The organism is Sulfurimonas sp. (genome assembly GCF_019429335.1).
Taxonomy (GTDB): Bacteria; Campylobacterota; Campylobacteria; order Campylobacterales; family Sulfurimonadaceae; genus Sulfurimonas.
Map to the genome: position 1 here is coordinate 95,622 of NZ_JAHYJB010000005.1, position 14,967 is coordinate 110,588.

At 38.1% G+C, this 14,967-nt stretch carries 16 protein-coding genes; 9 read left to right on the forward strand and 7 right to left on the reverse strand.

The window, feature by feature from the left end:
- Positions 1-42 precede the first annotated feature (42 nt).
- A complete protein-coding gene (locus tag K0A91_RS03600) occupies positions 43-1,539 on the reverse strand; it encodes an FAD-dependent oxidoreductase (RefSeq protein WP_295008231.1) in 1,497 nt (498 codons plus the stop codon).
- An 83-nt stretch (positions 1,540-1,622) separates the two neighbouring features.
- Between K0A91_RS03600 and K0A91_RS03605 the strand changes: the two genes are divergently transcribed.
- Entirely contained in the window at positions 1,623-2,039 is a 417-nt protein-coding gene (locus tag K0A91_RS03605; protein ID WP_295008233.1) for a GNAT family N-acetyltransferase, read from the forward strand.
- A 115-nt stretch (positions 2,040-2,154) separates the two neighbouring features.
- Here K0A91_RS03605 and K0A91_RS03610 read toward each other — a convergent pair whose 3' ends face one another.
- Positions 2,155-2,373 carry a cold-shock protein gene (locus K0A91_RS03610; RefSeq protein WP_295008235.1) on the reverse strand — a complete coding sequence of 73 codons (219 nt, stop codon included), beginning with the start codon at positions 2,371-2,373 and terminating at the stop codon, positions 2,155-2,157.
- Positions 2,374-2,594: 221 nt separating this feature from the next.
- On the opposite strand from K0A91_RS03610, the gene K0A91_RS03615 reads away from it, so the two are divergent.
- A complete protein-coding gene (locus K0A91_RS03615; RefSeq protein WP_295008237.1) occupies positions 2,595-3,137 on the forward strand; it encodes a hypothetical protein in 543 nt (180 codons plus the stop codon).
- Between the two features lie 14 nt (positions 3,138-3,151).
- Here K0A91_RS03615 and K0A91_RS03620 read toward each other — a convergent pair whose 3' ends face one another.
- Positions 3,152-3,775: a putative metalloprotease CJM1_0395 family protein gene (locus K0A91_RS03620; RefSeq protein WP_295008239.1), complete on the reverse strand. Its 624-nt coding sequence runs from the start codon at positions 3,773-3,775 to the stop codon at positions 3,152-3,154.
- Positions 3,776-3,966: 191 nt separating this feature from the next.
- Between K0A91_RS03620 and K0A91_RS03625 the strand changes: the two genes are divergently transcribed.
- Entirely contained in the window at positions 3,967-4,170 is a 204-nt protein-coding gene (locus tag K0A91_RS03625) for an RNA-binding S4 domain-containing protein (protein WP_295008240.1), read from the forward strand.
- A gap of 141 nt (positions 4,171-4,311) precedes the next feature.
- On the opposite strand, the gene K0A91_RS03630 is transcribed toward K0A91_RS03625, so the two are convergent.
- Positions 4,312-5,028 (reverse strand): DUF445 domain-containing protein, encoded by a 717-nt coding sequence (locus tag K0A91_RS03630; RefSeq protein WP_295008242.1) that lies wholly within the window; start codon positions 5,026-5,028, stop codon positions 4,312-4,314.
- A 176-nt stretch (positions 5,029-5,204) separates the two neighbouring features.
- Here K0A91_RS03630 and K0A91_RS03635 point away from each other — a divergent pair, with 176 nt between their 5' ends.
- Both K0A91_RS03635 and K0A91_RS03640 read left to right on the forward strand, forming a co-directional pair.
- The gene (locus K0A91_RS03635) at positions 5,205-5,678 is read left to right on the forward strand and encodes a hypothetical protein (RefSeq protein ID WP_295008244.1); all 474 of its coding nucleotides are present in this window, start codon (positions 5,205-5,207) and stop codon (positions 5,676-5,678) included.
- Positions 5,679-5,687: 9 nt separating this feature from the next.
- Complete coding sequence (locus tag K0A91_RS03640; protein WP_295008246.1) at positions 5,688-8,780, forward strand: efflux RND transporter permease subunit; 3,093 nt, start codon at positions 5,688-5,690, stop codon at positions 8,778-8,780.
- Here K0A91_RS03640 and K0A91_RS03645 read toward each other — a convergent pair.
- On the reverse strand, positions 8,777-9,175 hold the full coding sequence (locus tag K0A91_RS03645; RefSeq protein WP_295008248.1) for a rhodanese-like domain-containing protein: 399 nt from the start codon (positions 9,173-9,175) through the stop codon (positions 8,777-8,779). The two genes, K0A91_RS03640 and K0A91_RS03645, sit on opposite strands and share 4 nt — an antisense overlap.
- Positions 9,176-9,240: 65 nt before the next feature.
- On the opposite strand from K0A91_RS03645, the gene K0A91_RS03650 reads away from it, so the two are divergent.
- On the forward strand, positions 9,241-9,606 hold the full coding sequence (locus K0A91_RS03650; protein WP_295008249.1) for a hypothetical protein: 366 nt from the start codon (positions 9,241-9,243) through the stop codon (positions 9,604-9,606).
- 15 nt (positions 9,607-9,621) lie between these two features.
- Here K0A91_RS03650 and K0A91_RS03655 read toward each other — a convergent pair whose 3' ends face one another.
- Positions 9,622-11,514, reverse strand: a complete 1,893-nt coding sequence (locus tag K0A91_RS03655) for a methyl-accepting chemotaxis protein (RefSeq protein ID WP_295008251.1) — start codon at positions 11,512-11,514, stop codon at positions 9,622-9,624.
- 88 nt (positions 11,515-11,602) lie between these two features.
- Entirely contained in the window at positions 11,603-11,950 is a 348-nt protein-coding gene (locus K0A91_RS03660; RefSeq protein ID WP_295008253.1) for a hypothetical protein, read from the reverse strand.
- 207 nt (positions 11,951-12,157) lie between these two features.
- Here K0A91_RS03660 and K0A91_RS03665 point away from each other — a divergent pair, with 207 nt between their 5' ends.
- Genes K0A91_RS03665 through K0A91_RS03675 form a run of 3 tightly spaced genes read left to right on the forward strand, consistent with a single transcriptional unit; the run spans position 12,158 to position 14,681 of the window.
- Positions 12,158-12,775, forward strand: a complete 618-nt coding sequence (locus tag K0A91_RS03665; RefSeq protein ID WP_295008255.1) for a molecular chaperone TorD family protein — start codon at positions 12,158-12,160, stop codon at positions 12,773-12,775.
- Complete coding sequence (locus K0A91_RS03670) at positions 12,776-13,882, forward strand: 4Fe-4S binding protein (RefSeq protein ID WP_295008257.1); 1,107 nt, start codon at positions 12,776-12,778, stop codon at positions 13,880-13,882.
- A gap of 1 nt (position 13,883) precedes the next feature.
- Positions 13,884-14,681: a hypothetical protein gene (locus tag K0A91_RS03675; RefSeq protein ID WP_295008259.1), complete on the forward strand. Its 798-nt coding sequence runs from the start codon at positions 13,884-13,886 to the stop codon at positions 14,679-14,681.
- The last annotated feature ends 286 nt before the right edge of the window (positions 14,682-14,967 follow it).

The following is a 14,967-nucleotide window of genomic DNA, read 5'->3' on the forward strand; positions in this document are numbered from 1 at the left end:
TCGCGATTGTAGCCAATCGTTGTTTAAAGCTTGATTTAAAACTTATATTTTACTATGCGGATTATCCCAAAACTCAGCATCGGGCTCTCCTACATGTAGCTCTTGAAGATACTTCTCCTCGGTTCTTTGAATCTCGGCTCTAATTAGATTTACGATTGCTTTTTGTGATGCAATCGGCTCAGGCAGAGCGCAATATTCGCCATCTGTAAGCTCATCATTAAATTTTTTCTCATCAAAATTTTTGCCTAAATATTTGACTATATATTTTAAATCTCTCTGGGCATTTCCAAGACACGATGTCGCACCAGGGGATGGTGTCATGTTAAATATCAAACCCTCTCCCGTATAGATTGAAGCCTCGCCGAGGAGGAGTTTTTGCTCATCTTTGTTTAGCACCTGAGGACGAACTCCTCCAAAACCTTTTGCATACTTAAACTCGTTGATTTTAAGAGATGGGACGATTTTTCTTGCATCTTTTAAAAAGAGATATTTGTTGAAAAAAGGAATTTCAAAGAGGAAGTTTCTAAAGATATATCTGCGGATATCTCGCTCTTTTAAAAGTTTCCAAAGTGCTATGGCAATATTTTTATCAAAACGCAAAGTTTTCCAAAAGTCCATATATGTACCGCTTTTATAGCGCTCAAGTTTTGGAAGTATAAGTGCCGTAGGTCCGAAGCGGGTGTTACCGTCTGCCAGCACGTCAGGGTCTCCGTGAAGGGCTGCAAAGGGGAGTTTTGGATTTTGAATCATATATACTTTTCCATTTAACATCTTCTCATTTGTCATGTAAAAGCTTCCTGCAACCGGCAGACAGCCCAGATTTAGTCCAAAACCCATTTTGTGTGCTAAAAAGAGTGAGTGTGCCCCCGCATCTACGACCACGAAGTCGGCATAAAAGGTATTATCTTTTGTTTTGACTACGTAACCGCGTTTTTTGCTCTTCTCAATGCTCTCTACTTTGGTATTTAAAAAAAGTTCCAGCTCTACGTCTCTCTCTTTTTTTGCATTCTCTATAAAAGAGTTAGATAGTTTTTGATAGTCAACCGTAGTCCACTCTCCTCTTGCTCCGATGGCTACGATATCTTCTTTGCGCTCATTTCCATCTTTATCAAACACGACACGCGGCTCAAGCTCTTTTAGCTTCTCTTTGTTCCAAACCTCAAGATACGGAAAAAGTTCCGAGAACTCTTCGTAGCGGTGGAGCAAAAATTCAACCTCTTTTTTGCCGACGCCAAGCGCCATTTTTTGGTGTGAGAAGATTATCTTGTTTTGGTATTGGTGCTGCAGACAATATTTCTCCACCATTTTTGCAGTGCGTTTTGTTATTGATGCTTTTTGCAGAGTGTAGTTTGTCTCGATATCGCCTACATGTATTGTTTGTGAATTGCTCGTTCCGCAAGAGTTAAGAGTTGCAATATCACCGTATTTTTCAATAATAGCGATAGATTTTATATCCGTATATCTTGCCAGCTCATAAGCTAATGCGGCACCAGATACGCCAGCACCGACTATAATAACCTCAAAATTTTTGCTACTCATTATTAATTACCGCCCAAGGATATTTTTTAGTCGTATTGTAGCAAGTTTGTTATAATACTTCATAATGTTTCAGGCAGGTGGATATGCAGATTAGAGAGTTGGATTTAAAAGAGCTTTTAAGCGCATATGATTTAGTTTCGCAACTTCGCACAACGCTTTCGTACGATGAATTTGAAGATTTGATATATGAGATGAGAAGCATGGAGTATAAAATGTTTGGAATTGTGGACGGAGAGAAGCTGATAACTTATGCGGGCGTTGCAATCCAAACAAATCTTTACCACAAGAGACATCTTTTTGTTTTTGATTTGGTTACGGATGGGAAATATAGAAGTAATGGATATGGTGAGATGATGCTTGGGTATCTTAGAGACTTTGCAAAGATGGGAATGTGTGAAAATATAGTTCTTTCTTCAGGAATTCAAAGAGAAGATACCCATAGATTTTACGAGAAGAACGGTTTTGTAAAAAAAAGTTTTGTTTTTTTAAAGAGTGTTTGAGTTAAGTTGGAAGATGGGATATTCTATAAATCTCGAAAAACTTATTTTTTTAAAGAAACTTCGTTTTAGTGCTTAACAAAAGTTTGCAGGCATCATGCCTGCAAGGTAAAGCCTATTATAAAGGTGTTACATTCTCAGCTTGAGGACCTTTTTGACCTTCTCCTAGTTCAAAAGTTACCTTTTGACCTTCAGATAAAGAAACACGACCTGGTCCTGTTCTGTTTACTTGGCGAAAGTGTACGAATACGTCTTTACCGCCGTTGTCTTGTTGAATGAAACCATAACCTTTTTCTTCATTGAACCATTTTACTGATCCGTCTAGCAATTCTGCCATGTGTAGTACCTCTGTGGTAAAAATTCACTTCTTGTGGAAGAGGAGTCAAAATATAGGGAGAGTCGTTTGTCTAGCAGAATATACTATAGATGAACTCGCACGCAAAATCTTTCATCAGAAAAATTATAACCTAAATTTTAATTTTTTGCGCATTAAAGATAAAAAGTTTAAAAAAGTCCTGTTGAAGTCGATATATACGCATCTAATTTGAAGGATTTAAAATGCAGATATCACCAAATATTGGTGCCGCTAGACCAATAAAGGGCATGTCGGAGATTAAGACGCAATTTGCCCAGAAGCTCTCAAAAGATGAGGCTTTAGAGATAAGAGAGAAGATTAAGCAAAATGCCAATGCTATAGCTTTTAATTCAACATCTCTTCAAGGCGCGCTTTCAAGCGGAGGCGATGTTTTTAAGAAGCAGTATGACGAGTTCCAATCCTTTCTAAATGATATCGGATATAACGGAAAACCGATAGCCGAACTTTCACAGGAAGAGGCGGCAAATCTTGTTAGCGAAGATGGGTTTTTCGGTATCGCTCAAACATCTGAGAGAATAGCAAATTTCGTTATAAACGGAGCAGGAGAGGATGAGAGCAGATTGCGCGCAGGGCGCGAGGGAATGCTTCAAGGTTTTAAAGAAGCTGAGGAGATGTGGGGCGGAGAACTTCCTGAGATTTCTCAAAAAACAATGCAAAAAGCTATAGAGATGGTCGATAAAGCTATGTATAATTTGGGGTTCTCTATTTTAGACAAAGAGGCATAATTAAGATAAAACAATCAGGCTGGGAAATCTACACCTTCATCCTTGCTTGATTCATCGCCACTGTGATTGTCATTTTCCTTTTGGTATATCTCTTTGCCAAGCATCTCTTGTTGCATCTCCTTGGCTTGTTGCTGCTGAGCCTTCATAAGCATCACCATTGCACTTGAGGCAACGGCAAAATCTTGACCGCTCGGGTCTGAGGGTGCCATTGCCGCGGCAATGGCTTGCTGTGCATTTCTTATAGTCTCTTGCGGTGTAGAGCCTGATGGGATGGATATGGAGACTTCACCGCCAATTGCATACATTCTTCCGTCTGGTCCCTGCTGATAGGTAAAGGAAGCCCCTCCGGTCATTCCTCCGCCAGCACCCTGATGCGCCGATTCGTGTGAACGTACTTCAACATCTCTTGATTGAAGCTCTTGTACCAATATTTTTTCATCAATACTAAGCTCGTCAGGGGATTTTGACTTTTCTTGGCGCTTTTTTTCCTCTTCCTGCGAGAGTTTATTTTCGTCAGACTTTTTATTTTCTCTAAGAGGGTCATCTTCGACAACTAAAGCCTCTTTCTCATTGAGCCTAATTGAGTAGTTTGTACCGATGTTGTAGAGTGAATTAAGACCTATTTCCATAATCTTCATTCTACTTCTTTGGGATTTAAAAATTGCTTTAAAAAAGTAGCTAATAATCTGATAATATTTCAGCAGATGTTTTGCAAAATTGCAAGATATCTATATGCCTTGTAAAAGACAAGCTTCGGTGCCATAGCGGCAGTGTAGCTAAACGGACTTGTTCGCTTAGCGTGATAAATTAATTAAAAAAGGAAGAGATTATGAAATATGAGCTAAAAGATGAGTATATAGAGCTGTTTAAACTACTTAAGGTTTTGGATTTGGTAGACAGCGGAGCGGAGGCTAAGATGATTATAGCTGATGGACATGTAAGAAGAGGCGGCGAAGTAGAGCTTAGAAAAAGAGCCAAGATACTGCGCGGCGAGACTATTGAAGTCGCAGATGTGGTTATAGAGGTCGTTTAGAGCTAATTGATATTATAGATTGCTTCGTCGCGGGCTTCTCGCAATGACGATTACAGCAGCTCCTTGCAATAACAGTCATTGCGAGCTTCGCTAGAAGCGTGGCAATCTAAAACATAAACTTAATTGAGACAAACACACTTTTTAAGCTTGTAAAATGAACGAACTAAGCAACCCGATTAGTCCGCCAAACACTCCGCCCCAAACCACAAGCCATGCGAGATGCTCATGTATGATTTTTTGAATCATCTCTTTAACCATAAGCGGAGTAAGCTCGCCGAGTCTAGCGTCAATAATGTTTTCTATCGATTTAATCATATCTTGGCTCAAAGATGAATTTTGAAGATGATTTTTCATAGTTTCGTTAAAGCTCTCGCTGTTTACTATTTCTATAACGGCGCTCTTCATTTTTACACTAAAGGGCTCTCTCAGGCTGCCCAAGACACTCTCTCCGCCAAACATTCCAAGCATTCCGCCAAAAGATGACTCCATAACGGTTTTACTGAGCGCGTCAAAAGCGGGAGAAAAGTCTGTCTTTTCGATAATAGGCGTCAAGTCAATCTTCTTCTCCTCATGTCTGAAGAAGTCGTCCAACTGTTCTGGCGTGAAAAACTGAGTCATCATAAGATTTTTAATCGACTCTTTAAAGGCTTCGAATTTTTCCACAATTACGCCTGAGCCGTAAAGAAACGGTACACGTTCAAAAAGCATGTGAATTGCAAGCTGATTCGTAAGTGCGCCGGAAAGCGCAAAAAGACCTGTGTAGAGAAGCAAAGAGCTAAGTGTTCCCTCAAAAAGAAATGAGAAAGCAACTAAGAGTGCGGCAATAAGATCGGTTATAAAAGTTTTAGATAGTCTCAATTTTGAGCTCCTATTATTAAATCTCATATAATTTGAACAATGTCCAAATTATATGCAGTTACTAAAGTTTTGCCTTATGGCAAGAAGGAGCCAAAATGACTCCTTATAGATAATAAAAGCCAAATTATACTAAAAAGAATTTATAATGACACAAATCAATAATAAATGGATAATTTATGAAACAAGAGAGCTACGACCTTTTTAAAAGCGCAGAGATTAAAACAATTTTAGAAGTTTTGGAGACAGAGCTGAACACAAGAAGCGAATCACCTTTTTGGCGTGACAAGGTTATTCCATTTAGTGAAGCAATTTTGAGCGTTTTGATTCCGCTCAGGGATGCAAATATGCTTTTTACTCCCGAGGGCTTGTCGGCAGAAACACTCACTCCCGAACTCTTTTTTGCATGGAGCGATTTTGTAAGTTTAAAGAGTTTGGCGTTTACGATTCAAAAGTCAAATGATGCAAATGAGCTTCTAAGAACAAATCTGGACAAATCTACATGTAGAAATTATAAGAGCATAGATTTGAAGAGGCTTGGGGATTATTTGGCAAGATACAGCGTTAATCTTGAAGATGAGTCTTTGGACTTTCCTATCTCAAATTATAACTTGCATCAGGGTGTAAGCAATGTTATTAAATCACTTTTATAAGAGACACATTTGATTAAATTAATTGAATTTTTTATAAAAAACAGCAGACTTAATTATGCCATATTGGCTTTTTTAATCTTTATGGGAGTCAACTCCTACATAAATATCCCAAAAGAGATTTTTCCTGATGCCCAACTTGACCAGATAACTGTTTTAGGTACATACAGAGGAGCTAGTGCTTCTGTTATGGATAAGATGGCTGTGCGTGACATTGAGGATGAGCTTAGCAACGTCATTGGGATTGACAAAACAGAGACGACTATTACACCAGGCGCATTTGCAATACTTTTAACACTAAACAAAAGCGCAAACAGAGAGATTGCTTTAGGACTTGTCAAAGACGCCATCGCATCAACCAGACAGTATTTGCCTTCCGACATGAATGAGCCGGTTGCAAAGCTTCGCCAAAAGACAAGGTCGCTTATAAAACTGGCAGTCTCCTCCTCAACACTTTCGATAGGCGAGCTAACGCTTGTGGCGCAAGATATGAAAACAAAAGTATCAAAAATCAGCGGCATCAGCGAGGTTTTAATCCGCGGAGACTCAAACGAAGAGGTTATTATAAGGATAGACTCTGATGCAGTTTTGGCGTATGGCTTAACACATGAGGGCGTGCAGAGGGCGATATCAAACCTCTCATATATTTTCCCCATAGGAAATATAGAACAAAGAGGAAAATTTGCCTATGTCTCCACGGCAAACGGCAAGGCCGATGAGGTGGAGTATAAAGATAGCATCCTGAATATTGATGGGAAATATATAAAACTAGGCGATATTGCCGAAGTAAATATAGAGTACCCTCAGACCGACACACTTGCGACATTCAACAATAAAAAGACAATCTCGCTTGTTATATCAAAGGGAGAGGAGGGTGACTCTATTGTTCTCTCCAGAGAGCTTAGGGAGTATGTTAAAAAAACAGAGCAAAACTATAAGAGCGTTGATTTTAATTTTTACGAAGACAGCTCTAAGCCAGTCAGGCAAAGATTGGACGTAATTATATCAAACCTGATGTTTGGTTTGATTCTTGTTTTTTTATCGATGTATATTCTGATAAACCTTAGAATTGCGGTAATCGTAGCGCTTGGAATACCTTTTTCTTTTATTATAGGATTGCTGAGCATCTACTATATGGGATACTCTATAAATGTTATCTCTCTTCTTGGAGGATTGATTGTAATAGGAATTGTAGTTGATGATGCGATAATCGTCGGTGAAAATATACAGCGGCATATCGATGAGGGCATGAATAATTATGATGCGGCAGTTGCAGGGGTAAAAGAGATGATGCTTCCAGTAACGCTTGCGACAATAACGACCGTCGCAACATTTCTGCCTATTTTTATGCTTCAAGGAGAGATAGCTCTTTTTATTATCCTCATCCCCATTACGGTTATAATCATTCTGCTTGCCTCTCTTTTGGAGAGCTTTTTCTTTTTGCCTCTGCATGCGAAGGAGTTTCTAAAAAAGAGCAACAAGGCGATAAGCTGGGTGCCTCTTCAGAATTTATATGAAAAAATAATTCTACATCTTTTGAACTATAAAAAAATCTCTATTCTGCTTTTTTTGATAGTGATTCCGCTGGCAACGTTTTATACGGCAAAATCTATGAAGTTTCAGTTTTTTCCAAATTTTGACGGAAATTATCTCTATATCTCGGGAAAGCTAGATATCAATACTCCGCTTCAAGATACTTATGAGGTTTCAAAAGAGATAGAAGCAGAGCTTATGAAACATGCAGAGGAGTTCTCATTAAAATCAATCTCATCCGTTGTGGGATTCAGAAGAAGCCTCTCGGGCGATTCACAGAGAAACAACGGTGTTTTTATGATAACCATGGAACTTTATGACAGGGAAGAGACAAACTGGATAGATAAGTATGTAAATCCGATATTAAACTTTAGTTTTGAGTTTGACAATCCTGAGAACATAAGAAAAAAACAGACATTTGAGCTCTCTCCTTTGGCAAAAGAGATAATAGCGCCCTATAGAGAGAAGTATAAGATGGAAGATATCGGAGTTATGGAGGATAAGTCTGGTCTTATCAAGAGTGATATTCAGGTCAACCTCTCAGGAAGTAATGACGAGAGACTTCAAGAGGGGATTTTAAAACTTGAAAATGAGCTCTTGAAGATGGAGAATATAAGAGACTATAGCGACAATATAAAATACGGCAAGATGGAGTATAAAATTAAAATAAACTCCTACGGCGAGAGTTTGGGTCTTAGCGAGGCCGTTGTTGCAAGAACTCTCAGCGGATATTTTTTAGAACAAAAACAGGCAACTACGTTTAACGACAGAGGCGTTATGGATATAAAAACGCAGGAGAGTGCCAAAGACAGCATCTCTACGCTGTTGGATTTTAACGTGGCTCTTGGTGATAGGAGGTATGTGAAATTGTCTGATGTTGCCGACATGACGCAGATTAGAGATTATGAGAAGATAGATAAACTAAACGGCAATATAGTAAAAACAGTATATGCAAATATAGACAAAAGAAAGGTGACTGCTCAGGAGATTTTGGATAAATTAGAGCCTGCTCTAAACGAAATAAGAGCTTCGGGCATAAATGTAGAGCTCTTGGGAGAGAAGGAGAAGAATCAACAGCTAAAGAGCGACATGAAAAACGCTCTGTTTCTGTCGCTTTTCTTAGTCTTTTTAACACTGCTGTTTATCTTTCCTAAGATAAAGTACGTGCTAATGGTTATGAGCGTTATTCCGCTATCGATTTTAGGTGCGCTTTTAGGACATAAACTGCTTGGGATAAATCTTACAATGCCTTCGATAATAGGTATTTTAGGTCTCGCAGGTGTTGTTATTAATGATGGAATAATTATGCTTGACTTTCTGCGCGGTACTCATAAGCTGGATGAGTTTTTGCGACGTGCAAAACTCAGACTCCGTCCCATCCTCATCACCTCTTTGACAACATTTTTGGGACTATTTACGCTCATCTTCTACGCAAGCGGTCAGGCGGTTATACTGCAGCCAATTGCAATATCTCTTGGATTTGGTCTAATTTGGGGAACTGTTTTGAACCTGATTTATCTACCAACACTCTACGCTATGGTAAATAAAATCGAACCTAAAAAAGAGGTTTAGTGTGCTTGATATGGCAGAATAGGGAGCTTTAAATATTTTGCGTATACTATTCCGCTTTTTATGTTGATAACGTTATAGTTTAACTTTTGTGATAGAAACGGTGCCAGAACACTTGTCCTGCTACCTGTTCTGCATATAATAGCAAAAGGTTTTTTTGTATCAACCGCTATGTTTAGTTTCTCTAAAAAATCTTTTAGGTCGTAGTTCCCTTTTTCATCAAAAAGCATTATAGGAATAGACCCCTTTAAAAGGCCCGTCTCTCTCCACTCCCCAGGTGTTCTGATATCAACTATCGGTATGTTAGAGTTGATTAGCTTTTCTGATGCTTCCTCGTTTGTTACAGCCGAAAAAAGCGAAATGGACAATAACAGAAGCGATGACACTATTTTTTTCAATATCTTCCCCATACATTAAATTAAGGGTATAATTGTACCTCTAAATAGATAAACAATAGGTAAAAATGGCATCTCAAAAAGCAATAGATAACTCACAAAGGCTTCGTTATATAAGAGCTTTGGAGAGGTTTCACAAAAGTATCGTCTCATATCTCACAAGCACGTCAAATCTTACTAAAGAGGGTTATGGCAAAAAGATAGAGAGTGCTATAAAAGTTCTTCATAAAGTCGAAGAGATAGCACTCTATAAAGGTGATTTGCAGGAGTTGCAAAAGCTGGTTAAAAAGATAATAGGTTATAGAGATGGTGATAAGGATATTTTAGAGATAAAAGAGGAGATTCTTTACGGCTCAAATCAGCTTGATAAAACAAAAAACGCAAGGCGATATAAAAAGGATAAGCACTCCCCTATCTATGGAGATTGGGAGTAAAGAGAGCGTCTTTGGCTACTCTTTTAGCATCTTGTCAAGCAATACGAAGACTTCCGCAGAAACATCCTCCATCTCATCAAAGTTTTTAACAATCTTATCGCCATTTTTAAGAGTCTCATTCTCGGCATCTTTTTCAAGATAGCTGAGATTTTCATGAACTTTTCTGCTGAGCATTATGCGAGGAGCGTCCAGTTTATGGAAAGATTCAGTCTTTGCAAATCTTGCTTGACCATCCTCAGAACACCACTCTCCAAGACGGCACTTATCACCTGCTTTTGAAGGCACGACATTTTTAAGCGATATGATAGAGTTATAAGCGCGTGATTTAAAGAGTATCTGGTCTAATTTTGCAAGAACAATAAATATGCTGTTTTCCATACCGTAAGAGTAGTCGACTATTTTAGAAGAGTTTTCGCTCAGCTCGATTAGAGTATTCTCAAAGCCGTTTATCTTTCGTGTAGAACCCTCAACGGTTATTTTCATGTTGTCAGAACTTGTTTGAATTTCACTCATATTTTGTTGTAGAGATTTGATAGAGACTGAAATCTCTCCAGTGGCCTTATGCGTTCTCTCCGCTAGTTTTCTGACCTCGTCTGCGACAACTGCAAATCCGCGACCATGCTCGCCGGCACGTGCGGCTTCGATAGCAGCGTTAAGTGCAAGCAGGTTAGTCTGGTCTGCAATGTCGGTAATAAGCTGTATAACAGAAGTTATATCATTTGCCTGATTTGCAATCTCTCCTATACTGTCGTTGTTTATATTTACCTGCTCGTTTAGAGCGTTTAACTCTGTCGTGATATCGGTAATATCGTTGCGAGAGTTTGTTGCCAGATCTGAAGCATCTCTAGTTGCAGAGGTAATCTCTTTTAAGTCATGAAGGTTGCCGTCTAAGTCGGAGATAATCATGGATAGTGATTCCGTGACCTTAACGCTTCTTGTGCTGATTTTAGAGTTAAATATATCTCTTTGTGCCTTTGCATGTTGAGCTTTCATAAACTCAATGCTTTTGCCCACACTCTCTATAGCATCTACAAACTCGCCGCTCATACCATCAGATGAGATGCTGTGTGTAAATATTCCTTTTGATGCGTCAGTGATTGTAGTATTGATTTCGTGGATAAGATCTTTTGTATGTTTTATAAGTTCTGTGAGCTCATGTCCCATAATGCCGAGTTCTGTATTTCTATCTGTTGTTGTGGCATCATGGCTGAAGTTACCTTTTGATACATAGCCTATTAGGGTTGTAAAGTCGTTTATTCCGCTTGTAATTGATTTTCTAATTATTGTTGCAAAAATAAGTACTACAATGCCTACAGCTATTCCCGTAATCAAAGCTAGGTATTTAAAAAATATAATAATGCTGCCAAGATTTATGGAGTCACCGTCAAGCTCTTTTGATTTTAAATCAACCAGTTTTTTAAAAGAGTCTCTGGATGCATTTGCAAAAGGTGTTAAATCATTTTTGTATCTGCTATAAATTACATCTTTATCGTTTTTAATATCTTGCTGGGTAAGCGATTTCATCATAGTTAGAGAGTTGTTTAAAAATAGCAATGTAGAGTTTTTAGCCTCGATTACGATATCTAGCGACTTCTCTCCAGCCATAAGCTTTTCAAGCGAGTCAAAACTGTTTTTAATCTTACTGATTGTATCGCTGAGGTTAGCTATGTTTTTCTCATAATTGCCACCGAGCATAATGTCTCTGGATAGTCTGCTGATAAAATTTAGATTTTTCTCTATTTCAAGCGTCGTTAATGCACTCTCCATTGAGTTCTCATATAGGTGGTCATATTTTGACTCAATGTGCCCAAGTGCGAGAAACATGGATATTGCAGCGGCAAAAATGGAAATCGTAACCACCGCGACAAAATAATTCATTTTCTTATGAATACTTAAATTTTTAAACATTGAAACCTCCGACATTCTTTTTGCTGAATGATAACATATTATTTGTGATTATTTTGTAATTTTTTTCTAAATTCGATTAGATTGTAAGTTATCGCAGATACATAAACTGAGACAGAAGAATTATTATAACAACCAGACTAAAAGGAAAAAAGTGGCTTTTAAATACCCATGGATTTATTTTAAAAAGTTTTTGGTTGATTCCCCTGATTCCAAGCCATATTCCAAGAAAAGCTTTTATGGACAAAAGAGTCTGAAAGTATGAGAGAGAGCCGCCCTCAATCTTGCCGAAAATCTGTGAGATTAGATAGAGTCCGCTTGCGACAGCTACCATCAGGGCATAAGGAACAACCTCTCTTACATGTACCATAATTGCTTCTCTTGCTTTTTTATGCTCTTTATCGCTTAGATTCTGACTCATTTTTGATAAAAAAAGCACATCTACGAATAAAAAACCTCCGTAGATAAAGACAGAAAAGATATGGAGCGTATGGATAAAAGTGTAAGTAATGTGTAATCCTTTTTTTTGGAAATTTTATCATAATTTATCCTAAAGCGATTTGTTTTAGGTCAATAACATAACTCTACATTTATACTTTTTAGATAAAATCACAAACCAAAAAAATCAAAATAAAGAATAGATATAATGCAAAATACAAAAGCAAGAGCTAATATTTACGCACTTCTCTCCCGTGTGCTGCTTCAAGAGCTCGATGAGAAGATGCTTCAAACAATCAAAAATGATGAAAATATTTTAGATTTTTTTCCGACACTCAAAGAGTGGAAACCGTTTAACGAAGTTCAAAACAGCAAGCTTTTGGAAGAGTATTTAAATCCTGATTTTGTAAATTTATCTCTTTTGCACCTTATTCCTTATGAGACGTTTTACACAAGAGAAGATCAGAAAATCGAGACCGGCGGAGCAAATCCTGTAACCGACATGTACAGCGCATATAATTTTATGGTTGACTACGAGGCCGCGCGCGCTATTTCTGCAGACCATATAGGCGTTGAGCTTGAATTTATGCACCATTTAGCCGTTGCCGAATTAAAAGCTCTGGAAGAGGGTGACAAAGAGGCTGTTAAAGCGCTTAGAGAGATTCAAAAAGAGTTTTTGGACAAGCACCTTCTAAGATGGGCGCCGCTCTATCTTATAAATGTAAAATATGAGGCTAGAACACCGCTTTACTATGATGTTGCGGATATGGCTTTAGAGTTTATTTTAAGTGATAACGAATATCTGGTAAAAGAGCTGAATACTTAAATGATACAACTCAAAGCCAGCCGTTGTGTCCGCTCGCTCTCAAAGGAGAGTGAGTGCAACAAGTGTGAACTTATCTGCCCTACGGAAGCAATAATCGTAGGCGATAATCCGCTGCCAAGTATTAACTTCTCCGCATGTGTGGGTTGCGGTGCTTGTGATGCGGTGTGTCCAAATGAAGCGCTTTTTTTAGATGATTTCAGCCCGAGTGATTTTTTCTTTAACTATATGGAAGATGAAGCCAACCTTATCTCATGCAGAAAAAATGTTCCCTGCATTGCTGCGCTAAATATAGAAAATATTATTTCGATGGCTCTACTTAAAAAAGAGATGGTATTTGACATGGGACATTGCGACGGATGTGCGATAGCTCATAAATGCAAACCTGAGATTCTAAGAAACCATGATGAGGCTTCTTACATGTTAGAAGCTATGGAGAGTGAAGCTGTTATAAAACTTGAAGATGTAAAGTATGAAAAAGAGCAAAACGGTGAAGAAAATGTGCCAAACAGAAGAGAGTTTTTTAGTAAAGTCAATCTGAAAAATGCTGTAAAAACAAAAATAGAGTTTGAAAAAGAGATACAAAAAGCGACAGACGAGCTTGTCGCGCATACTCTGCAAAAGAGCGACATTGCGCTTTTGCGTCAAAAACGTATTACAGAGAGAAGAAAGCTTTTTTTTACAGCACTAAAAAGAGTCAAAAAACCATCCGTCTATCATGTAATAGAAGCAGATGAGCTTACGTTTACCTCAATGAAGCTCTTAGACGCAGATAAATGTACGGCATGTCAGATGTGTTATAGAGTCTGTCCTACGGGAGCGCTCAGCTCGGATGTTAAAAATTCAAAGATAGAGTTTGACCCTTTTCTTTGTATAAAGTGCAGCATCTGCCATGATGTGTGTGAACCAGAAGCAATTACTCTCTCGCCTACATACAGGGTTAAAGAGTTGTTTGAACCGGAAGTTCAAAATCTTATCACTTTTAAGGTAAGAAGATGTAACGAGTGCAGTGTCATCTTTAGCACAAACTCCAATGAGAAACTCTGTTACAGATGCAAGGCTGAAGAAGAAGAGGCAAGAGAACTTTGGGGTATAAGAGGAGATATGTAAGATGATGAACAACGGCAATGAGATATCGCATCACACCAAGCTCTACGGTTTTATAGGCGAGTATGCCGGTCAGAGCAGTTTGTCTGCAACGCTAAACAAGCACTTTAAAGCAGAAAATAGAGATGCCATGATGATACCGATGAATATACGCGAGGATGATTTATATTTTACGGTAGTAAATATGAAAAAGTCACATGTAAACGGCGCACTGATATCTAATGAATATATGAAAGGTGTCGTTGAGGTGCTTGATGACTCAAGCGAAGCAGTTAAGCTTTGCGGGATGTGCGATATTCTTATAAGAGATGAGCAGAAGTTGGTCGGGGATATCGTTGGAGTGAGAGCGCTTGTAAAACTTTTAAAAAATAGAGGTGTTCAAAGAGTGGCTCTTATCGGAGTTGATTCAAGGGCAAAAGCATTTGCTTTTTTTGCGGATGGTTTTGATGTGAGCTACTTCTATGATGATTTGGAAAAGCTTATGGGTTTTACGAATGAGATTGGTGTTACTGATGCCGATATCAACCGCATAGCTGAGGGAATGGATATAGACCTCTCCGCGTACGATGCTGTTGTCGATTTTTCGGATTTTGAAAATCTGGAGATGGTAAAGGCATTTGCGAAAATAAACGCAGATATGAAGCAAAAAAAAGAGTTCTCGCCGCTCAAGGCAAGAACAAACGAGCTCTTAGCCGCTTACATCGGTTTTGATGACATGCTAGGCGAGTTAAGCAGCACTGTTTTTGAATTTTTAAAAGATAAAAAACACCTAGAGCATGATAAAAGCGATATGAGATTTTAAAATAATAAAACCATCCTATAAAGAATAGCTTAAACCAATAGCTATTTTTTATAGACATAGATAATGTGTTTCATTATTTGAGTATTTAAAAAGTATAAATGCTCAGATGATCAAATACAAAGATATAACCACTATTTTAAAGGTTATGTTTTTTGGTCAGTGTTCCTTAAAAACTCATTGTTTTCACAAGTGTTAAAACTAACCGTTTTAATATCATTTAGAGATTAAAACTCTTTTAGAATTGTATGGTGTGTTGTATTTAAAAATTGAGTACATAATTGTTGCT